The organism is Rhodococcus sp. DMU2021 (assembly GCF_019641445.1).
GTDB classification, from domain to species: domain Bacteria; phylum Actinomycetota; class Actinomycetes; order Mycobacteriales; family Mycobacteriaceae; genus Rhodococcus; species Rhodococcus pyridinivorans.
On the sequence record NZ_JAIFKB010000013.1, the window covers coordinates 95,242 to 115,110 of the forward strand.

22 protein-coding genes are annotated in these 19,869 nt (G+C 69.1%); 9 read left to right on the forward strand and 13 right to left on the reverse strand.

What is annotated here, in order from left to right:
• Positions 1-4: 4 nt before the first annotated feature.
• Genes K3M35_RS17880 through K3M35_RS17905 form a run of 6 tightly spaced genes read right to left on the reverse strand, consistent with a single transcriptional unit; the run spans position 5 to position 3,238 of the window.
• Complete coding sequence (locus K3M35_RS17880; RefSeq protein WP_220666821.1) at positions 5-295, reverse strand: GNAT family N-acetyltransferase; 291 nt, start codon at positions 293-295, stop codon at positions 5-7.
• A complete protein-coding gene (locus K3M35_RS17885; protein ID WP_220666822.1) occupies positions 292-942 on the reverse strand; it encodes a Type 1 glutamine amidotransferase-like domain-containing protein in 651 nt (216 codons plus the stop codon). The genes K3M35_RS17880 and K3M35_RS17885 overlap by 4 nt, the downstream gene beginning before the upstream one ends.
• Before the next feature lie 4 nt (positions 943-946).
• On the reverse strand, positions 947-1,801 hold the full coding sequence (locus K3M35_RS17890; RefSeq protein WP_019288937.1) for a maleylpyruvate isomerase family mycothiol-dependent enzyme: 855 nt from the start codon (positions 1,799-1,801) through the stop codon (positions 947-949).
• Entirely contained in the window at positions 1,798-2,238 is a 441-nt protein-coding gene (locus K3M35_RS17895) for an HIT family protein (protein WP_220666823.1), read from the reverse strand. The genes K3M35_RS17890 and K3M35_RS17895 overlap by 4 nt, the downstream gene beginning before the upstream one ends.
• 9 nt (positions 2,239-2,247) lie before the next feature.
• Positions 2,248-3,012 carry an NAD-dependent deacylase gene (locus tag K3M35_RS17900; RefSeq protein WP_064256615.1) on the reverse strand — a complete coding sequence of 255 codons (765 nt, stop codon included), beginning with the start codon at positions 3,010-3,012 and terminating at the stop codon, positions 2,248-2,250.
• Positions 3,013-3,034: 22 nt separating this feature from the next.
• Positions 3,035-3,238, reverse strand: coding sequence for a hypothetical protein (locus K3M35_RS17905; protein WP_006552914.1), 204 nt, complete (start codon positions 3,236-3,238; stop codon positions 3,035-3,037).
• A 436-nt stretch (positions 3,239-3,674) separates the two neighbouring features.
• On the opposite strand from K3M35_RS17905, the gene K3M35_RS17910 reads away from it, so the two are divergent.
• The 3 genes from K3M35_RS17910 to K3M35_RS17920 are packed head-to-tail and all read left to right on the forward strand — an operon-like array spanning position 3,675 to position 6,556.
• Positions 3,675-4,802, forward strand: a complete 1,128-nt coding sequence (locus tag K3M35_RS17910; protein WP_006552915.1) for a Re/Si-specific NAD(P)(+) transhydrogenase subunit alpha — start codon at positions 3,675-3,677, stop codon at positions 4,800-4,802.
• The gene (locus K3M35_RS17915) at positions 4,803-5,132 is read left to right on the forward strand and encodes an NAD(P) transhydrogenase subunit alpha (protein WP_006552916.1); all 330 of its coding nucleotides are present in this window, start codon (positions 4,803-4,805) and stop codon (positions 5,130-5,132) included. It abuts the gene before it with no gap.
• Positions 5,132-6,556: an NAD(P)(+) transhydrogenase (Re/Si-specific) subunit beta gene (locus K3M35_RS17920; RefSeq protein ID WP_006552917.1), complete on the forward strand. Its 1,425-nt coding sequence runs from the start codon at positions 5,132-5,134 to the stop codon at positions 6,554-6,556. Before K3M35_RS17915 ends, K3M35_RS17920 begins: the two co-directional genes overlap by 1 nt.
• Positions 6,557-6,641: 85 nt before the next feature.
• On the opposite strand, the gene K3M35_RS17925 is transcribed toward K3M35_RS17920, so the two are convergent.
• From K3M35_RS17925 to pdhA, 3 genes are read right to left on the reverse strand one after another with little or no spacing between them, the layout of a single operon-like run.
• On the reverse strand, positions 6,642-7,961 hold the full coding sequence (locus tag K3M35_RS17925; RefSeq protein ID WP_220666824.1) for a dihydrolipoamide acetyltransferase family protein: 1,320 nt from the start codon (positions 7,959-7,961) through the stop codon (positions 6,642-6,644).
• A 9-nt stretch (positions 7,962-7,970) separates the two neighbouring features.
• The gene (locus K3M35_RS17930) at positions 7,971-8,954 is read right to left on the reverse strand and encodes an alpha-ketoacid dehydrogenase subunit beta (RefSeq protein ID WP_006552547.1); all 984 of its coding nucleotides are present in this window, start codon (positions 8,952-8,954) and stop codon (positions 7,971-7,973) included.
• Positions 8,951-10,048 carry a pyruvate dehydrogenase (acetyl-transferring) E1 component subunit alpha gene (gene pdhA / locus K3M35_RS17935; protein ID WP_220666825.1) on the reverse strand — a complete coding sequence of 366 codons (1,098 nt, stop codon included), beginning with the start codon at positions 10,046-10,048 and terminating at the stop codon, positions 8,951-8,953. Before pdhA ends, K3M35_RS17930 begins: the two co-directional genes overlap by 4 nt.
• Positions 10,049-10,214: 166 nt before the next feature.
• On the opposite strand from pdhA, the gene K3M35_RS17940 reads away from it, so the two are divergent.
• A complete protein-coding gene (locus tag K3M35_RS17940; protein WP_019288945.1) occupies positions 10,215-10,703 on the forward strand; it encodes an Lrp/AsnC family transcriptional regulator in 489 nt (162 codons plus the stop codon).
• Between the two features lie 4 nt (positions 10,704-10,707).
• Here the strand turns inward: K3M35_RS17940 and K3M35_RS17945 are convergent, their stop codons facing one another.
• Positions 10,708-11,181 (reverse strand): thioesterase family protein, encoded by a 474-nt coding sequence (locus tag K3M35_RS17945; protein WP_024103679.1) that lies wholly within the window; start codon positions 11,179-11,181, stop codon positions 10,708-10,710.
• A 184-nt stretch (positions 11,182-11,365) separates the two neighbouring features.
• Between K3M35_RS17945 and K3M35_RS17950 the strand changes: the two genes are divergently transcribed.
• Both K3M35_RS17950 and K3M35_RS17955 read left to right on the forward strand, forming a co-directional pair.
• Entirely contained in the window at positions 11,366-12,205 is an 840-nt protein-coding gene (locus K3M35_RS17950) for a sulfurtransferase (protein ID WP_220666826.1), read from the forward strand.
• A 141-nt stretch (positions 12,206-12,346) separates the two neighbouring features.
• On the forward strand, positions 12,347-12,643 hold the full coding sequence (locus tag K3M35_RS17955; RefSeq protein WP_220666827.1) for a hypothetical protein: 297 nt from the start codon (positions 12,347-12,349) through the stop codon (positions 12,641-12,643).
• A gap of 90 nt (positions 12,644-12,733) precedes the next feature.
• On the opposite strand, the gene K3M35_RS17960 is transcribed toward K3M35_RS17955, so the two are convergent.
• From K3M35_RS17960 to K3M35_RS17970, 3 genes are all read right to left on the reverse strand, one after another.
• Positions 12,734-13,552 carry a shikimate 5-dehydrogenase gene (locus tag K3M35_RS17960; RefSeq protein WP_064061216.1) on the reverse strand — a complete coding sequence of 273 codons (819 nt, stop codon included), beginning with the start codon at positions 13,550-13,552 and terminating at the stop codon, positions 12,734-12,736.
• 317 nt (positions 13,553-13,869) lie between these two features.
• The gene (locus tag K3M35_RS17965; protein WP_006552554.1) at positions 13,870-14,541 is read right to left on the reverse strand and encodes an HNH endonuclease family protein; all 672 of its coding nucleotides are present in this window, start codon (positions 14,539-14,541) and stop codon (positions 13,870-13,872) included.
• A gap of 70 nt (positions 14,542-14,611) precedes the next feature.
• On the reverse strand, positions 14,612-15,535 hold the full coding sequence (locus K3M35_RS17970; RefSeq protein WP_220666828.1) for an NADP-dependent oxidoreductase: 924 nt from the start codon (positions 15,533-15,535) through the stop codon (positions 14,612-14,614).
• 49 nt (positions 15,536-15,584) lie between these two features.
• Here K3M35_RS17970 and K3M35_RS17975 point away from each other — a divergent pair, with 49 nt between their 5' ends.
• From K3M35_RS17975 to K3M35_RS17985, 3 genes are all read left to right on the forward strand, one after another.
• On the forward strand, positions 15,585-18,392 hold the full coding sequence (locus K3M35_RS17975) for a DEAD/DEAH box helicase (protein ID WP_064061218.1): 2,808 nt from the start codon (positions 15,585-15,587) through the stop codon (positions 18,390-18,392).
• The gene (locus K3M35_RS17980) at positions 18,393-19,163 is read left to right on the forward strand and encodes an SWIM zinc finger family protein (RefSeq protein WP_064061219.1); all 771 of its coding nucleotides are present in this window, start codon (positions 18,393-18,395) and stop codon (positions 19,161-19,163) included. It abuts the gene before it with no gap.
• Between the two features lie 108 nt (positions 19,164-19,271).
• Positions 19,272-19,823 carry a DUF1360 domain-containing protein gene (locus tag K3M35_RS17985; RefSeq protein WP_006552558.1) on the forward strand — a complete coding sequence of 184 codons (552 nt, stop codon included), beginning with the start codon at positions 19,272-19,274 and terminating at the stop codon, positions 19,821-19,823.
• The last annotated feature ends 46 nt before the right edge of the window (positions 19,824-19,869 follow it).

The following is a 19,869-nucleotide window of genomic DNA, read 5'->3' on the forward strand; positions in this document are numbered from 1 at the left end:
CGGATCAGTTGCGGTATTCGGGATGTTCGGAGACGAACTTCTCGACGTACGAGCAGGACGTACCGATCTTCAGTCCCCGCTTCTTGGTCTCGTCGAGGGCGTGCTTCACCACGATCCCGGCGAGACCCTTACCGCGGAACTGCGGGTCGGTGACGGTGTGGTCGAAGTCCCGCAGGTCGCCGTGCTGCGTGTAGTCGGCGTAGGCCGCGAGGTCGTCGCCGAGATAGAGCGCGAAGCGGGCCTTGTCGGCGTCGTGCTCGATCCGGGGTTCGGTGCCGTCGATGTTCTGCGTCATGATGTCACCGTACTCGGGGCGTGCTCTGGAGGAGTGTCGACGACGATCGCGTCGTCGTCGGTCAACGCCACGTGCTCGACGCCGTGCTCGCGCAGGTACAGCAGGGTCCGCTGTATCCCGTCGTCGGCCAGCAGCGAGTCGCCGGCGTGCGGCACGATCGCGTGCTCGACCCAGCCGAGTCCGTCCCACACCACCGGGATACCGCAGGTCGTGGCGACCTCGTCGGGGTCGTCGGAGAACTCGATGCCGCGCAGCGACGGTGTCGCGACACAGGCCCCGGCGCTGTATCCCCCGTACACGAGACGGTTGCTGCGCACCAGATCCGTGAGCACGGCGTCGCCTCCACTGCGGGCCAATTGCGCTCGCAGGACGAAGGTGTTGCCGCCGCGCACCCACACGGACGTGAAGCCCGACAGTCGCTGCCGCAGCGAGTCGGGATCGTCGAGGTGATCGCGCAGATCCACCTCCTCCGGAGCGAAGCCGAGCGACCGCAGCGGGCCCATCTCGCTCGTGACCGCCGCCGCGCGGGCGGAGGCCGGCCACGCGTCGGCGGCGTTCGCGATCACCGCGATCCGGCCCGGCGCCACCAGACGGACGAAGGTGTCCGGGTCGGCGCCGAACCGGTAGGAGGACAGGAACAGCCGCACGACGTCAGATCGTGAACGCGAGGTTGTCGACGATGCGGCGCCCGACCTCGGTGTCGCCGCCGAGGGTGATCTCGTCGATTCGGTCCTCGGCGCGCACGCGTCCTCCGGCGAGCCGAACGAACAGTCCCGAGTCCATCGCGATCGTCGTGGTGGCCGGTTCGGAGAGGGCCGGGACCTCGGTGGCCCGTCCGTGCACCTCGACGTGGACGGTGCGTGCGAGGGGACCGGAGAGCTCGATCGTGATGCGTGCTCCCTCGGGGGCCTTGCCGCGCTTGCCCACAATGAACGGAACCGCACCGAAGACCTCCGCGGATCCGAGTTCGGCACGCGGGCCGCCCTCGCTGCCCGTCCTGCCGAGAGCGTCGCAGATGTCGAGTTCGTGGAGCCAGCAGTCGAACACGCGGATCCGCATGAAGCGTCCGTAGGGCGCCGGCCCGACGGGAGTGTTCGACTGCTTCCCGAAGTCCGCCTGGGTCATCGCGCCGAGTTGCTCCGTGCGCAGGGCGACGATCTCCCGGTAGCGCTCGAGCACGTCCGGGCCGGGAACGGGACGCAGCGACTCCACCCACAGCTCGTTGAAGGCCGCGATGTCGTTGCGGACGTGGTCGAACGAGCGCACGTCGCGTTCGACGCGCGGAGCCTCGATGCCCGCGAGCATCGACTCGGTGCCGATGAGATGCGCGGTGATGTCCTTGACGGTCCATCCCGGCAGGCAGGTGGCGGCGTTCCACTCGTCCTCGGTCGGTCCCGAGAGCAGGTCGTCGATCACGGCGAACTGCTCGAGCAGCAGCGGCCGGATCGTGTCGATCGGAAACTCGGCAGCGGAGGTGCCGGGGGTGGTGTCGGGCTGCGATGTCACTGGTGCTCCTCGGCGGTGAGACGGTCGAGACCGGCGCGGATGAGCGCCGCGGTGGTCTCGGGGTCGTGGGGTCGACGGCGGACCAGACCGATACCCATCCGGACACGGTCGCCGCCCCAGCGGGGCAGGACGTGCAGGTGGGTGTGGAAGACGGTCTGGAAGGCTGCCCGTCCGTCGTTCAGGACGAGATTGGTTCCGTCGGTGGCGAGTTCGGAACGGGTCATCGCCCGGGCGATCCGCTGTCCGGCGCGGAAGACGGCCGCGCCCGACGCCGGATCGAGGTCCTCGAGGCGTGCGGCGTGCACGCGCGGGATCACGAGGGTGTGCCCGCGCGCGATCGGCCGGATGTCGAGGAAGGCCACGACCTCGTCGTCCTCGTACACCCGTGTCGCCGTACCGCTGCCGTCGGCTATGGCGCAGAACACACAGGAACTCACCGGGTCACCTTAACGCGGTGTGTCGGTCCCGATCCTCAGCGCGTCGACGAGGGCGGGAAGACCCACGGCGGCCGTGGTGCGCCAGGCGTGGTCGACCTGATCGCTCAGATCGGTCTCGCGCGGATCGATCTGTACCACCGGCACGCCGTGACTGCGCGCGAGCGACGGCAGGCCGGCCGCCGGGTAGACGACGCCCGAGGTGCCGACGACCAGCAGCAGGTCGGCCTCCCGCAGGGACTCGGTCGCGGTCTCCCACGGGTCCTGCGGCAGCATCTCGCCGAACCACACGACGCCCGGCCGGCCGTCGCCTCCGCATGCGGGGCACGACGGCGGATCGAGACGGGCGACGGGATCCTCCGGCGGATCGGGGAGGTCGACGGCACGCTCGCACCGGCTGCACCGCGGGGCGAACAGGCTCCCGTGCAGATGGGTGACCTCGTGGCTTCCGGCCCGCTCGTGGAGGTCGTCGACGTTCTGCGTCACGATCTGCACGTGGGCCGCCCGTGCCCAGTCGGTGAGGGCCCGGTGTCCGGCATTGGGCTGTACACGCCGGACGAGCGCGACCCGCCACTGATACCAGGCCCAGACCGTCGCGGGATCGTCCGCCCACGCCGCTGGTGTGGCGAGGGCAGTGGCGTCGAAGTTCTCCCACAGTCCGGTCTGCGCATCGCGGAAGGTGGGGACACCGCTCTCGGCGGACATCCCGGCGCCGGTGAGGACGGCGACGCGGCGGGCCGAGCGGGCGAGGTCGAGGACGGGTTCCGGCACGTTCATGGGGCCAGGTTAGGTGCTCGGGTCAGGAGGGATCCGGGATCGGGTGCTCCCTGCCGCATCGCGGGCACGGTTCCTCCTCGGAGGTGAGCATCGCCCCGCAGTCGGGGCAGAGGAGATGGAGCCAGCAGACCGGGTCGCCGCCGAGGTCGGCCGTGCCGGGGTCGTCGTCGACCGTGAAGTCGGCGGGCGTGTCGTTCGCGGGGTCCTTCCGAGGTTCGTGTGTCACGGACACCCCCTACGCGGGCTGCCGGACGAGCGCAAAGGCCGGGTCCGGTGACCGAGTATCTGAATCGATTCCGAAGTGTTCTGAATCGGTACACACCGCCGTTCGGTACACACGGAACGAATCTGTTTGCACTCCGCCTTCTTTCGCATCGGGGGCCGCTCCCGGGCCGTTTTCGGGACCGATTCCGATCGTCCTGCACGGTCTTGCTCACCGGAGGAAAATGGCATTTGTGAGGTGAGCTGCCTCACAAACTTGCGCCGTCTTGCTGTTCGGACTCGATTCAGATGATCTGACCAGGTTGCGAGGTTACGGGAGGGCACGGTAGGTCTGCTTAAGCCTTTCAGTGCATGACAGGCCGTCACATGGCCTTCGATAACGCATCTTTCGCCGCCGATCGCGGCACGACGCGCACTTTCATCGACGCAGGAGTCAAGAATTGAGTACCGAAGGATCGAACACGGGGAGCGGAGCGCACCGCCGTCCGACCGTCGGCGTGGTTCGTGAGACGAACGACGGGGAACGGCGGGTCGCGCTCGTGCCGAAGATCGTGCCCTCCTTGATCGGCAAGGGTCTCGACGTCGTCGTCGAGTCCGGTGCCGGCCAGGGCGCGCTGATTCCGGATGCGGCCTACAAGGAAGCCGGCGCGACCGTCGGCGACGCCTGGTCCGCCGACATCGTCGTCAAGGTCGCTCCGCCGAGCGACGCCGAGATCGCCCACCTGAAGTCCGGCCAGCGCCTGATCGGCTTCCTCGCCCCGCGCAACGCAGACAACCAGATCGGCGCCCTCACGCAGGCCGGAGTCGAGGCGTATGCCGTCGAGGCCATTCCGCGTATCTCCCGCGCGCAGGTCATGGATGCCCTGTCGTCGCAGGCGAACGTCGCCGGCTACAAGGCCGTGCTGGTCGCGGCGAGCGAATCCACCCGCTTCTTCCCGATGCTCACCACCGCCGCCGGCACCGTGAAGCCGGCGACCGTGCTGGTGCTCGGGGTGGGCGTCGCGGGTCTGCAGGCGCTGGCCACGGCGAAGCGTCTCGGTGGCCGCACCACCGGTTACGACGTGCGTCCCGAGGTCGCCGACCAGGTCCGGTCGGTCGGTGCCCAGTGGCTCGACCTCGGCATCGACGCCGCGGGTGAGGGCGGCTACGCACGCGAGCTCACCGAGGCCGAGCGGGCCCAGCAGCAGCAGGCGCTCGAAGACGCCATCAAGGGCTTCGACGTCGTCATCACCACAGCGCTCGTGCCGGGCCGCCCGGCGCCGCGCCTGGTGACCGCCGCCGCGGTCGAGGGGATGAAGCCGGGTTCGGTCATCGTCGACCTCGCCGGCGAGACCGGCGGCAACTGCGAACTCACCGAGCCGGGGCAGACCGTCGTCAAGCACGACGTCACCATCTGCTCGCCGCTCAACCTGCCCGCGACGATGCCGGAGCATGCCTCCGAGCTCTACTCGAAGAACGTGTACGCGCTGATCGAGTTGCTCCTCGACGAGTCGGGTGCCCTGGCCCCGGACTTCTCCGACGAGATCCTCGAGGCCGCCTGCGTGACGCGTTCGAAGGAGAACTCCTAGATGTACAACGAACTACTCGCGAACATCGCGATTCTGGTCCTGGCCGGATTCGTCGGTTTCGCCGTCATCTCCAAGGTGCCGAACACGCTGCACACGCCGCTGATGTCGGGCACCAACGCGATCCACGGCATCGTCGTGCTCGGCGCTCTCGTCGTGCTCGGTCATCTCCCCGGTGATGCCCACTGGGGCATCAAGATCATCCTGTTCGTCGCTCTGGTCTTCGGCACCCTGAACGTCGTCGGTGGCTTCGTCGTCACCGACCGCATGCTCGGGATGTTCAAGCAGCGCAAGGACTCCCCGGCTGCACAGAAGAAGGGGGCTGACGCCTGATGGGCTACCTCGTCTCGGTCCTGTACATCATCGCCTTCGCGATGTTCATCTACGGTCTGTCGGGTCTGACGGGCCCGAAGACCGCAGTCCGCGGCAACTACATCGCCGCCGTCGGTATGTTCATCGCGGTCGTCGCGGTGCTCATCGACATCCGTGACACGGAGAACTGGGGTCTGATCATCGGCGGTCTGGCCGTCGGCATCATCCTCGGCGTCCCGCCGGCACTGAAGACCAAGATGACGGCAATGCCGCAGCTGGTCGCGCTGTTCAACGGCGTCGGTGGTGGCACCGTCGCACTCATCGCGTGGGCCGAATATCTCGAGTCCACCAGCTTCACGACGTTGGACGACGACCCGACCGTGGTCATGATCGTCGGTTCACTGTTCGCCGCGATCATCGGCTCGATCTCGTTCTGGGGTTCGCTCGTCGCCTTCGCGAAGCTGCAGGAACTGCTGAACAAGACTCTCGAGCGCAAGCTCGTCGCGTCGGCGAAGCTGTTCCAGCTGGCCAACATCGTCCTCGTCCTCGCGTCGATCGCCATCGCCGTCTACATCGGCATCAGCGCCGACGGTGACCCGCTGGCCTCGTGGTGGATCCTGGCGCTGCTCATTGCCGCCGGTCTGATGGGTCTGTTCGTCGTGCTGCCGATCGGTGGCGCCGACATGCCCGTCGTCATCTCGCTGCTCAACGCCCTGACCGGTCTGTCGGCAGCAGCTGCCGGTCTCGCGCTGAACAACCAGGCCATGATCGTCGCGGGCATGATCGTCGGTGCTTCGGGCACCATCCTGACCAACCTCATGGCCAAGGCCATGAACCGGTCGATCCCCGCGATCGTCTTCGGCGCCTTCGGTGGCGGCGAGGCGGCGGCCGGTGTGGCCTCGGCGTCGGGTGGCACGGTCAAGGCCACCTCGGCCTCGGACGCCGCCATCCAGATGGCGTACGCCAACCAGGTCATCGTCGTCCCCGGCTACGGTCTGGCCGTCGCCCAGGCGCAGCACGCCGTCAAGGAGATGGCGGCGCTGCTCGAGGACCGCGGTGTCGAGGTCAAGTACGCGATCCACCCGGTCGCCGGTCGTATGCCCGGCCACATGAACGTCCTGCTCGCCGAGGCCGACGTCGAATACGACGCGATGAAGGAGATGGACGACATCAACGGCGAGTTCGGCCGCACCGATGTCACCATCGTCATCGGCGCGAACGACGTCACCAACCCGGCTGCCCGCCTGGACTCGACGAGCCCGATCTACGGCATGCCGATCCTCAACGTCGACCAGTCGAAGTCGGTCATCGTGCTCAAGCGCTCGATGAGCTCCGGTTACGCCGGTATCGACAATCCGCTGTTCACCGCCGACAACACGTCGATGCTGTTCGGTGACGCGAAGAAGATGGTCTCGGAGGTCACCGAGGAACTGAAGGCCCTGTAGGCATTCCGGACCTGTCGCTGCTCCGTCACGGCGCCCACGCGGATCACCGCGTGGGCGCCGTCGGCGTCAGGGCGGCTGCACCCACCTACCTGTCGGCGAGCAGCATGGGCACGGGATCGCCGAGGAACGCACCGATCGTCGCGAGTGCCCGTCCCGCCTGCTCCCCGTCGACGAGCCGATGGTCGAACGACAGCGACAGCGTGACCACCTTCCGGATCGCGAGAGCACCGTCCACGACCCACGGGCGGTCGGAGATCGCGCCGACGGCGAGGATCGCCGACTCGCCGGGATTGAGGATCGGTGTTCCCCCATCCACCCCGAACACCCCGACGTTCGTCACCGAGACCGTCGAACCCGTCAGCTCGGGCGGCGTGGAGCGGCCCGTCCGCGCGCGGTCGGCGACCTCGGCGATCGACCGGGCCAGGCGCGGCAACGACAGGCGCTGGGCCTCCCGGACCACGGGAACCTTCAGGCCGTCCGAGGTCGCAGTGGCGATCCCGAGATGCGCGTCGTGGTGGAGCACGATCTCGCCCGTGTCGTCGTCCCAATGCGCATTGAGCGACGGCTCGTCGGCGATCGCGTGCAACAGCGCGCGGGAGACGATGCTCAGCGCCGTCGGACGGACGCCTTCGAAGGCCGGCGACGCGCGCAGGGTCGACACCAGGTCGACGGTGGCGGTCGCGTCGCACGTGAGGAAGACGCTCGCGTGCGGGGCGGTGAAGGCGCTGCGGGAGACTGCCTCGGCGGTCCGCTTGCGCACCCCTCCGACGGGTATCCGTGTGGTCCGTTCGGGGGACGCCTCAGGGGCGGGTGAGTGTGGTCGTTCGGCGGTGGGTTCTTCGTCGTGGCCTGCGGTAGGTTCGTCGCCGTGTCCGGCGGTGCGCCGCACGTCGTCGCGCGTGATCACACCGCCGCGGCCGGTGCCCGTCACCGTGTCCAGATCGACCTCGAGGAGAGCCGCGAGTTTGCGTGCGCCGGGCTTCGCGTCGGGTCGTGCGGGAGGGGGATCACCGTCGCGGGCACGACCGGCGTCCGCCGAGGCACGGCGGGTCGCACGTCTGCTCTGCGGGGCGTCGCCGGGTCCGTATCCGACGAGCACCGACGGTCGGGACGGGCCGCCGCTGTCACCGGCCGGCTCGGCGGGTCCGTCCTCGGTGGCGATCCGCAGCAGGGGTGCCCCGACCGGCACCGTCTGTCCCGGCTCGACCAGCAGTTCCTCGACCGTGCCGACATAGGGCGACGGCAGTTCCACCGTGGCCTTGGCGGTTTCGACCTCCCCGATGACCTGGTTGAGTTCGACACGATCGCCGACCGCGACGGCCCAGTGCACCCAGTCCGCATCGGTGAGTCCCTCACCGAGATCGGGGAGACGGAATTCCTGTACTGCGCGGGCGGGATTCGTCATCGGTGCGCCTCACGCCGCGAGTGCGCGGTCGACCGCGTCGAGGATGCGATCCGGGTCGGGGCGGTGGTGGGATTCGAGTTTGGCCGGGGGGTAGGGGATGTCGAATCCGCCGACCCGCAGGACCGGTGCCTCGAGTTGGTAGAAGCACCGCTCGGTCGTGCGGGCGGCGATCTCCGCGCCGATGCCGCAGAAGACCGGCGCCTCCTGCACGACGACGAGCCGGCCGGTTCGCCGCACCGACGCCTCGATCGTGTCGAAGTCGATGGGGGACAGCGACCTCAGATCGACGACCTCGAGCGAATGTCCTTCCGCTTCGGCGATGTCGGCTGCGCGTAGCGCGGTAGCGACCAGCGCACCGAAGGTCACGATCGTCGCGTCCGAACCGGACCGGACGACCCGCGCGGACGTGAGCGGCAGGTCGGGTGCGGTCTCCGTGTCGATCTCACCGCGTTCCCAGTAGCGGTGCTTCGGTTCGAGGAAGATCACCGGGTCGTCGAGCGCGACGGCCTGCTGGATCATCGAGTACGCATCAGACGGGGTACTCGGGCTCACGACCCGCAGACCCGCGGTGTGGGTGAAGTACACCTCCGGTGATTCCGAATGATGTTCGACCGCACCGATGCCGCCGCCGTAGGGGATCCGGACGGTGAGCGGGGCCACCACGGCACCGGCCGTGCGGTAGTGGATCTTCGCGACCTGCGAGACGATCTGGTCGAAGGCCGGATAGACGAAGCCGTCGAACTGGATCTCGCACACGGGTCGGTAGCCGCGCAGCGCCATCCCGAACGCCGTTCCCACGATCCCGGATTCGGCGAGGGGAGTGTCGATCACACGACCTTCACCGAAATCCTTCTGCAGGGTGTCGGTGATGCGGAAGACGCCGCCGAGGGTGCCGACGTCTTCACCCATGATGACGACCTTGGGGTCGCGTTCGAGTGCGCGGCGGAGTCCGGCGTTGAGGGCACCGCCGAGGGTCATCGTCGTGGTGGTCATCGTCGCGCCTCCTCCGTGGGGCCGAAACTCGCCAGATATTCGGCGTAGTCCGCGCGTTCCTGTTCGACGAGCGGATGCTCGGTGGCGTAGACGTGGTCGAACAGGGCGGCGGGTTCGGGGTCGGGCATCCCGAGCGTGCCGCGCCGGAGCCGCATCGCGGCGTCGTCGGCAGTGGTCCGGACCTCGTCGAAGAAGTCGTCGTCGGCGTGCCCTTCGCGTTCGAGCAGTCGTCGCAACCGATCGATGGGGTCGCGTGCCTGCCACTCCTCGAGATCGGCGGGTGTGCGGTAGCGGGTGGGGTCGTCGGAGGTCGTGTGCGGGCCCATGCGGTAGGTGAGTGCCTCGATGAAGAACGGACCGGCACCCTCGCGGGCATGCCGGACGGCACGCCGGGTCACCGCCAGGACTGCGAGGACGTCGTTGCCGTCGACCTGCACGGCCGGCATCCCGAATCCGGCGGCGCGCCGGGCGAGGGGGACCGGACTCTGCACGTGGGTGGGCACGCTGATCGCCCAGTGGTTGTTCTGGCAGATGAACACCACGCCGACACCCCAGCTGACCGAGAAGACCATGGCCTCCGAGAGGTCGCCCTGGCTCGTGGCGCCGTCGCCGAAGTACACGACGGTGGCGATCTCGGCTCCGTCGAGCTTCGCGCCCATCGCGTAACCGGTGGCGTGCAGGCCCTGGGCTCCGACGACGATGGCTGGGTTGGTGGTGGCGACCGTCTGCGGATCCCATCCGGACAGTCCGCACCCACGCCACAGGCGGGTCATGTCGGCGGGGTCGACGCCGCGGCACAACGCGACGGCGTGCTCGCGGTAGCTGGTGAAGACGTAGTCGTCGGGCGCGAGTGCCCGGGCGGAGCCGACCTGCGCGGCCTCCTGGCCCTGGAGCGGCGCCCAGAGGCCGAGCTCACCCTGCCGTTGGAGCGCCGTGGCTTCCGCGTCGACGCGTCGCGCGACGACCATGTCGCGGTAGAGCCCGCGCAGTTCGTCGGGGCCGACGTCGGCGACGAGTGGGCCGTACTCGGTGTCGAGGACGCGTCGCCCGTCGGGTTGGATCAACTGGACCGGATAGACGGTCGGTACAACCATCGGATCACCTCGTCGGTGCGGATCCAGCGTGCCCTCGTGAGGCCCGACCGGATGATGTGTGCCGTACATCACATCATCCGGGCAATTCGCGCGTGCGCAATCGATCCGCTCCCAACCGTGCAGAAAGCACGGTTTCGGGGTGCTCCTAGCTGGCAGACTGCGGAAAATGACCAGTCTGGATGCCACCGATGCGCGTCTGCTGCTCGAACTCACGCGCACACCACGGGCCACGGGAGTCGAGCTGGCGCAGCGTCTCGGGTTGTCCCGCAATACCGTCCAGGCGCGCCTTGCCCGATGGGAGGCCGAGGGCGTGCTCGCCTCGTTCGACCGGCGGGTGGATCCCGTCAGCCTGGGTTATCCGCTTGCCGCCTACGTGGCGACCCGGGTCGATCAGCACCGTCTCGACGAGGTCGTCGACGAACTCGCACAGATCCCCGAGGTCACCGAGGTCTACGGGCTGACCGGGCAGATCGACCTGTCGGTGAAGGTGGTCGCCCGTGACGCCGACGACCTCTATCGGCTCGCGGGCCGGATCCTGAAGATCCGCGGCGTCGAGCGCACGGACATGTCGCTGGTAATGCAGGACCTCGTCCCGCAGCGCACAGCTCCGCTGCTGAACCGGGCGGCCGGGCGCAGCGGAGACGAGGCGACGTAGGGCGTCAGCGGCCCGCGTTCGGGGTGGCCAACTGGGCGGCGGCCTTGCGGATCTGATCGGGGATCGGGACAGGGCGGCGCGTCTGCGGATCGACGTAGACGTGGACGAACCGGCCGGTCGCCGCCGGGATCAGGGTGTCGTCGGCCTCCCGGAAGATTGCGAGCGAATAGGTGATCGACTGTGTGCCCAGACGTTCGACCGCCAGTCCGACCTGCAGGCGGTCGGGGAAGGACAGCTCGGCGAGATAGCGGCAGGAGGTCTCGGCCACGACCCCGATCGCGTCGAGTTCGCGGATGTCGACACCGGTGGTGGAGATGAGCCACCCGTTGACCGCCGAGTCGAAGTACGAGTAGTACGTGACGTTGTTGACGTGGCCGTAATGGTCGTTGTCGGCCCAACGCGTCTGCATGGGCCACAACACCGGGAACTGCTCCGGCTCAGGCGGGGCGGCTGGGCTCGTCGGTTGGCGGTTGCTCACGTCTCGACGATAGTGCTCTCCGCACGTCAAATCAGACCAACCCCCACGCCAATCCCGAACCGAGACGCAAAACCCCCGAATCGGACGTGCACAGGGCGTGTCCGCCCGCCGGGGTCGTCCCGGCACGCACGGCGTGTCGCCCCAAAGCCGGAACGGCGTGTGCCGTTCGTGTCAGGATCGGGTCATGTCCGATACCCCCGTTCTTCTCTCCACCGTCGAACTCGCCGAGATGATCGAGCAGGGCCGGTCGCCGGTGATACTCGACGTCCGCTGGGCACTCGGCGACAGACACGGACGGGACCGATTCCATGAGGGGCACATCAGCGGAGCGGTCTACGTCGACCTGGACGAGGATCTCGCCGATCCGCCCGCACCCGAGCTCGGTCGTCATCCGCTGCCCGACATCGACCGTTTCCAGGCCATCGCACGCCGGTGGGGGATCGACGACGGTGCTCTCGTCGTCGCATACGACGACAGCGGCGATCTCGCCGCGGCCCGCGCGTGGTGGCTGTTGCGCTGGGCGGGGCACTCCGAGGTGCGATTGCTCGACGGCGGACTGCAGGCGTGGATCGCCGGCGGGCACCCTCTCGCCGCAGGACCGGGCGGCGAGAAGAAGTCCGGCAACGTGACGTTGAGCCCCGGCCACATGCCCACCATCGGTCCCGATGAGGCCGCGACCTACGCGACCCACGGAGTTCTGCTCGATGCGCGCGCCCACGCACGGTACCGCGGCGACGAGGAGCCGGTGGATCGCCGGGCGGGCCACATCCCCGGCGCAGTCAGCGCGCCGACCACCGAGAACCTCCGTCAGGACGGGTCGTTCCTGCCCGCGGATCAGATCGCGCACCGCTTCTCGACGCTGGGCGTGAAGCGCACCGACGTCGCCGTGTACTGCGGATCGGGAATCAACGCCGCACACGAGATCGCCGCGCTCGAGATCGCGGGCATCGACGCCGCGCTGTATCCGGGTTCGTGGTCGCAGTGGTCGGCGGATCCGAAGCGGGAGGTCGCCACCGGCAGTTGAGCGGCGATCCGCCGGCCGATGCGCAGTTCTCGTCGACAATTCGCAACATCGCCGACGAGAACTGCACTCCGGAGGCGGGACCACCGGTCGTGAATGGGACTCGCGGAGTATCCCGGAGAAACGGCCGGCAAATTAACGCAAATGAAACATTTCGCCCGAGGTCGTACAGCAGCCACGGTAGGTGCTGCAGTCCTGGCGACCCTGCTCGGAGCGATCGTCGCCCACCTCGTCGAGGCCGCACCGGTGATCGCCGGCGAGTGCGAGGCGACCTACGGCGTCGACCTCGGCCCGTTCTTCACCGGCTGGTTCGTCGGCGACCTGGGGGGCGACACCGTGACCACCACGTTCGTGTTCCAGTCGGCGCGAACGGCCGCGTGGGGTCAACAACTTCGATCTGCAGAACCCCCGCCACGCACGACATCACCCGCGTCGAGATGACCGTCGCGGTCGATGCCGCCGCCGTGGTGCTCGACGGTCTCGAACAGGGCCATATCGTTCGACGGCCGAGTCCTCCTCCGTCCCGACCGTTCAGGAACGGGAGTACTCCGACGCGCGGCGCACCTGCTCGCGCGTCGGGGTCACTCCCGTGTAGAGCTCGAACTGCAGTGCCGCCTGCAGCGCGATGACCTCGTCGCCCGTGATCACAGGGATGTCGTGCTCGCGGGCGAATCGGACGAGTGGGGTGTCCGGCGGGACGGCCACGACGTCGAAGACCCTCGACGCTGCGGCCACGAAGTCGTGGGGCAGTGGCAGGTCGTCCGCTTCGGCGCCGCCCGCCATCCCGATCGGAGTGGCGTTGACGATCAGCCCGGGTGCGACGTCGCTCGTGTCGGCGCGCCATTCGTAGCCGTACTTGCGTGCGAGCGGTCGTCCGGTGTCCCCGTTGCGCGCGACGATCGTTCCGTCGGTGAATCCGTTGTGGCGCAGCGCCGCTGTCACCGCCTTCGCCATGCCGCCGCTGCCCACCACCGTGACGGGCAGGGCGGAATCGACGCCGTGCTCGACGAGCAGATCGCTCACCGCCTGATAGTCGGTGTTGTAGGCGTGCAGGACGCCGTCGTCGTTGACGATCGTGTTCACGGACTCGATGGCCCGCGCCGAATCGTGCAGCACGTCGACGAGGGGCAGCACGGCTTCCTTGAACGGCATCGACACCCCGGCGCCGCGGATGCCCAGGCCGCGTATCCCCGCCACGGCGTCCTCGATGTTCGCGGGCGCGAACGCCTTGTAGACGAAGTCGAGGCCGAGTTCCTCGTAGAGATGGTTGTGGAACCGGGTGCCGATGTTGCTGGGACGGCCGGACATCGAGATGCACAGCCGGGTGTCCTTGGAGATGCGCTCGAGCATTTGCTCACCGTAGACCCTACATGTTCGGAAACAGAGATTTTCTCAGGAGAGCACGTTGTTCTCACAACAAAGAACAAGATACTGTCCGATGCAAGGGAGACGATCTGGGTGCAGGAGGACTGAGATTCGAACGGGAAGGCGCGATCGTCTGGTGCATCATCGACCGGCCCGCAGCGCGCAACGCGTTCACCCCGGCGATGTACTGCGGACCCGAACGTGCGGTGCGACTGGTCGATTCCGATCCCGCCCTCGCCGCCCTCGTCATCTCCGCCGTCAACGGCATCTGCCAGGCGGGGAGACTGCTGGTCGCGATGATGTCACGGGCACGACTCCGCCGCGCCCACCAAGGCACGGTGGTCGTCGACCGTGATCGGCAACGCGTAGCGCACCGCCACGGTCAGGTACCGGCCGGCGAACCAGCAGCGGTAACCGGGAGCCGGTGGCAGCCACTGGGCCGGCGTGCCGTCGCGCTTGTCGAGGTTGGCCTGCCCGTCGACAGCGACGAGGTTGTAGGTGATGTCGTTCGCGAACCGGAGTCGACGTTCGGCGGGCCATGCGGCGGCACCGAGATCCCAGGCCGCGGCGAGCGGATAGATGTGATCGATGTGCACGGCGTTCGCCTCGGCACGCCGGAACTCCACGCGCGCACCGGTGTACGGATCGTTCAGGACCCCGCTCGTCACGACACAGTCGTCGGTGCCGGCCCGGAAGGTGGGGGAGGTGAGGTCGCGCGCGAGGACGTTGTTGCGGGTGTCGCAACCGTCGTGTCCACCGGCCCCGGGATGGTCGTCGGACCAGGCCGGACCGAACACGCATCGCTCGCCCGCGCCGCAGCCCCGCTGATAGCCGGGAACCTTCCGGCGCTGATCGACCACCGTCACCTGCTCGAGCAGGAGATGCACCTCGGCTCGGGTGGGGCTGCCCGGCACCGTCCCGGACCCCGGCGCGGTGCGGTCCCACAACCAGGACACCGCCACCGCGACCACCACTGCCGCCACCCACCACGTCGCGTTCCCCCCACGCACGCGGCGATCCTGACATGCCCTGCCGACAGGATCTTCAGGGCACGGTGACGACGATCTTCCCGCCGGCGTGCCCGGACTCGACGAGTTCCAGCGCAGCCCCGGCCTCGGTGAGCGGAAAGGTCCGCTCGACGCGCGGCGTCAGAACACCACGCTCGACGAGCGCCACGACCTGCTCGAACACCTCCCGGGTCCGTCGCCGCGTGATTCCCGAACCGCCCAGCTCCTCCGCGCGTGCCGGATCGGCGACACTCACGACCCGTTCCGGTGCCCGCGTCAGCGCGACCGCCCGCTCGAGCACGTCGCCACCGACGAGGTCGACGACCGCGGTCACCGCCCCGCACCGTTCCGCGGTGGCCGCGACCCGCGCGTCGAACCCGTCACCGGACTCGATCCACAGACCGCCGCACGATTCGACGAGATCCCGTTTCCCCGCACTCGCCACACCGAGGACGGCGGCGCCGGCGTTGTGCGCGAGCTGCGTCGTCGCCGACCCGACACCACCACCGGCACCCAGGACGAGGACGGTGTCCGCATCGACGATCTCGAGATACTCGACGATGTCGAAGGCCGTTCCGGCCGCGACCGGAAGGGTCGCCGCCACCTCGAACGGCACCGACTCGGGCACGAGCGCAGCAGCCCGCGCGTCGACGAGGGTGTACTCGGCGTAGCCGCCGTAGCCCTCCGCGGCGGCCCCGAAGACGGCGTCGCCCGGCCGGAAGCCGGTGTCCGGACCGGCGGCCTCCACCACACCGGCGACCTCCCGGCCGAGGACCGCCGGGAAGTGCACCGTGACGCTGCCTGTGCGCCGTCCGGACCGCACCTTCCAGTCGGCGGGGTTCACGCCCGCGGCCCGGACTGCCACGAGGAGCTGCCCCGGACCGGGCGGTGGGACGGGGGTGTCGAACAGCTGCTGTGTCTCCGGACCGCCGTACTCCACGAAGCCGTATGCGCGTGCCATGGGACCCAGCCTGCCATCGGGGTCGGGTGCGGCTGGCACGATAGTGGGCATGTTGCACGGGCTGTGGTCACCGGGATCCGGCCTGATGCTGTGGTGGGACCCCGCCGCAGAGCCCGATCCCGACGCGCTGCCGTCTGCGCTGCGCCGGTGGATCGACCGCCCGTTCCGCCATCGCGTCACCCTCACCTTCCCTACGGAGACCGAGCCGAGCACGCTGCCCGCCGTCGCGGTCGCACCGGCGGACGCAGCCGAGCTTCTGCTGGACATGCCGCGGCGTCCCGGGGGTGTCGGCGGCGATCTGCGATATCTCGCGCACGTCGCCCGTGGCATCGAGAGGTGGGCGCAGGCCGGCCGCGTCGCACCGGAGCTCGTGCGTGTCGAGAAGCAGTGGTGGGCGCGGTGGCGCCTGCTCGGCGGCGAGAAGACGCGGGCCTGGTCCGCCGAACTCGCCGCCGCGATGTCTCCCGCGCAACGACAGCTCGGACGGCCCGTCGATCTCCTCGACGATCTGTGCCGCGAACTGACCGACCCCATCGTGCGCACCCTCCACGGCTCGTCGACCTCGCTGCACCCCCTCGTCGCTGCGCTGGCCGAGGGCAGTCCCCATCCCCGTGGCACCCAGCGCATGGCCGATGCGCTCGAGGAATGGCGCGCCAGCCTCGCCGGATACGAACCCGACCTCGTGCTGCGCCTCGTCGAACCGGACGACGTCGACGACGGGGTCGGAGCCGACTCCATCTGGCGGCTCGAGGTGTGCCTGCGTCCGGAGGGACAGTCCCCGACGCCGCTGCCCGTCGAGGACACCGACCCGCACCTGCTCCAGATCGGCGTGCGCAAGCTCGGGACCGCGCTCCAGGCCTATCCCCGCCTGCAGGACGTGCCCCGCGATCCCGACAGTCTCGACCTTCTGCTGCCCACCCCGGTCGTCGTCGATCTCGTCGAGCACGGCGCCCGGGAGCTCGACGCCGCAGGCATCGCGGTGCTGCTACCGCGCGCTTGGACCCGGGTCGATCCGTCCCTGCGTCTGCAGGTCGAGTCACCCGTCGCCCCCGTGAGCGCCGACGACAGCGTCGTCGGGATGAACGCGATCGTCTCGTACGAATGGCAGCTCGCCGTCGGCGACATGCTGCTCACCCCGTCGGAGATGGAAGAGCTCGTCGCGGCCAACAGCGACCTGGTCAAACTGCGCGGCAAATGGGTGCGGGCCGATGCCGAGGCGCTGGCCCGCGCGGCCCGGTACGTCACCGCGCATTCCGCCGAGGATGCGACCCTCGGGTCGTTGTTCGCCCAGTTCACCGGCGACGATGCTCCGCCCGCGGAGGTCACCGAGATCTCCGCCTCCGGCTGGGTCGAGATGCTGCTCGACGGGCAGGCGCACCCCGAGCCTGTCCCCGTGCCGGCGGGATTGAACGCCGAACTGCGTCCCTACCAGCAGCGCGGCCTCGACTGGCTCGCGTTCATGAGCCGGCTCGGTCTCGGCGCCGTGCTCGCCGACGACATGGGCCTGGGCAAGACTATCCAGGTGCTCGCGCTGCTCGCCCATGAACGAGAGTCGGGCCTGCGGAACGCCCCGACCCTGCTGGTCTGCCCGATGTCGGTGGTGGGCAACTGGCAGCGTGAGGCCGAACGGTTCGTGCCCGACCTGCGGGTGCACGTCCACCACGGCGCCCAGCGGCTGAGCGGACCGGCGCTCGCCGCCGCTGCCGCCGACCACGATCTCGTGGTGACGACGTACGCCATCGCCGCCCGCGACGTCGCGCAGCTCGCGACGCTGACCTGGCAACGCGTGGTCCTCGACGAGGCCCAGCACGTGAAGAACACCGCGACCGCGCAGTCCCGCGCCACGCGCGCCGTGCCCGCGGCGCACCGGATCGCGCTCACCGGCACACCGGTGGAGAACCGGCTCGAGGAACTGCGCGCGATCCTGGACTTCGCGAATCCGTCCCTGCTCGGCACCGCGGCGTCCTTCCGGGCCCGCTTCGCGGTGCCGATCGAGCGCGACCACGACGCCGTCGCTGCGGCGCGGTTGCGGGCGTTGTCCGCACCGTTCGTGATGCGCCGCGTCAAGACCGACCCCGACGTGATCTCCGATCTGCCCGAGAAGTTCGAGCAGACCGTGCGCGCCAACCTCACGGCCGAGCAGGCCGCCCTGTATCGGGCCGTCGTGGACGACATGATGCGCCGGATCCGGGACAAGGAGGGCATGGCCCGCAAGGGCGCGGTGCTCGCGGCGCTGACCCGGCTCAAGCAGGTGTGCAACCACCCCGCGCACTATCTGGGCGACGGCTCGCCCGTCCTGCGTCGCGGACGGCACCGCTCGGGCAAACTCGGCCTGGTCGAGGACATTGTCGAGTCGGTGCTGGCCGACGGCGAGAAGGTGTTGCTGTTCACGCAGTTCCGCGAGTTCGGTGAGCTCGTCGTGCCCTATCTCGAGGAGCGGTTCGCCACGACGGTGCCCTTCCTGCACGGGGGAGTGTCCAAGGGCCGGCGCGACGCGATGGTCGACGGCTTCCAGAGCGAGGGCGGACCGCCGATCATGGTGCTCTCGCTCAAGGCGGGCGGCACCGGACTGAACCTCACCGCCGCCAACCACGTCGTGCACCTCGACCGGTGGTGGAATCCGGCGGTGGAGAACCAGGCCACCGACCGTGCGTTCCGGATCGGGCAGCGTCGCGACGTCCAGGTCCGCAAGCTCGTCTGTGTGGGAACGGTGGAGGAACGTATCGACGAGATGCTCACCGGCAAGCAGGAACTGGCCGAGATTGTGGTCGGGGCAGGGGAGAACTGGATCACCGAGCTGTCCACCGATCAGCTGCACTCCCTGCTCACCCTCGGCGACGACGCGGTGGGGGACTAGATGGCACGGGGCAACGTACGCCGCTACGGCACGGCCCGCCGGATCGACGGCGGCATCGAGGCGCGCACCAAGCGGGGCTCGATCGGCCGCAGCTGGTGGTCGAAGGAACTGATCTCGGCGATGGAGGAGGTCGCCGAGAAGGGGCGACTGACGCGGGGCCGTGCGTATGCACGCGCCGGCCAGGTGATCTCCATGCGGCTCGAACCCGGAGCGGCCGTCGGCGACGTGCAGGGCAGTCAACTCACCCCTTTCACCTCGGCGGTGCGGGTGCGCACGCTCGACGAGGAGGCGGTGGGAGACCTCGTCTCGCTCGTCCGCTCGTCGCCGGGCATGCTGACGCGACTTGCGGCGGGCATCCTTCCCGAGGAACTCGGATCGGCCCTCCTCCCGCGACGCTCGGGTGAACTCGACTTCGACTGCACCTGCCCCGACGACGGGTGGCCCTGCAAGCACGCCGCGGCCGTCGCCTACCTGCTCGCAGAACACGTCGACGACCAACCGTTCGCGGTCCTGACCCTGCGCGGGGTGGACCTCGCGACGCTGATCGGCGGCGTCGACGATGCGGACGCCTACGAAGAGGTGGCCGCGGCGCGGGACTTCTACGGCGACGACACCGAGTTGTCCGAGCTGCCCACGGAACGGTTCCGTCCCGCGCTCGAGGACCTCGATCCGATGCTGCTGCGCCGCGCGTTGCGGGCCGGCGGAACCGACGAAGCCGTGGTGATCCGGGGGATCATCGACCTCGAGGATCTCTACCGCCGCATGCGTTGACCTCGATCGGTCGCCGGTGGTTGTGTCGTCCGTCCCTGGGGTATGCCGCCCGTGAAGGTGACGGCTCCGGTCGCGCCACCGACAGCACATGCCACGAGTGGAGGATTCATGCGGACTCCGGAAGCATCGTCGACAGCGCGGGAGAACGCCGAACGTGCGGTCGATGCGGTCCAGCAGGAGGCCGACACCTATCGGAACGGGGAGGATCGACCCCTCGGTGGATATGCGGTGCTCATGTCCGTGTACCTCACCACTGTCGGCACGCTCGGCGCCGTCGCGGCAAAGCGCGGGCGGCCGATGCCGAAGCCCGATGCCGGCGATCTCGTGGTGACCGCGCTCGCGAGCCACAAGGTCTCCCGGATCGTGAGCAAGGCGGCGGTGACCAGTCCCGTCCGCGCACCGTTCACGAAGTTCGACGGCCCCGGTGGTCCGGCCGAGGTGATGGAGCAGCCCCGCAAGTCGTCGCGGGTCCGTCACGCCGTCGGGGAACTGCTGGCCTGCCCCTTCTGCCTCGACCTGTGGACGGTGACGGCGATGGTCTTCGGCCGCGTCTACGCTCCGAATCTCACGCGTCTGGTGGCGGGTTCGTTCGCGGCGCTGACCGGAGCCGACTTCCTGCACCTGGCGTACGCGAAGGCGCAGCAGATCGCCGAGGGCTGATATCGGCCCCTCGCGCATCGACCGTGCGTGAGGGTGCCGGCGGATC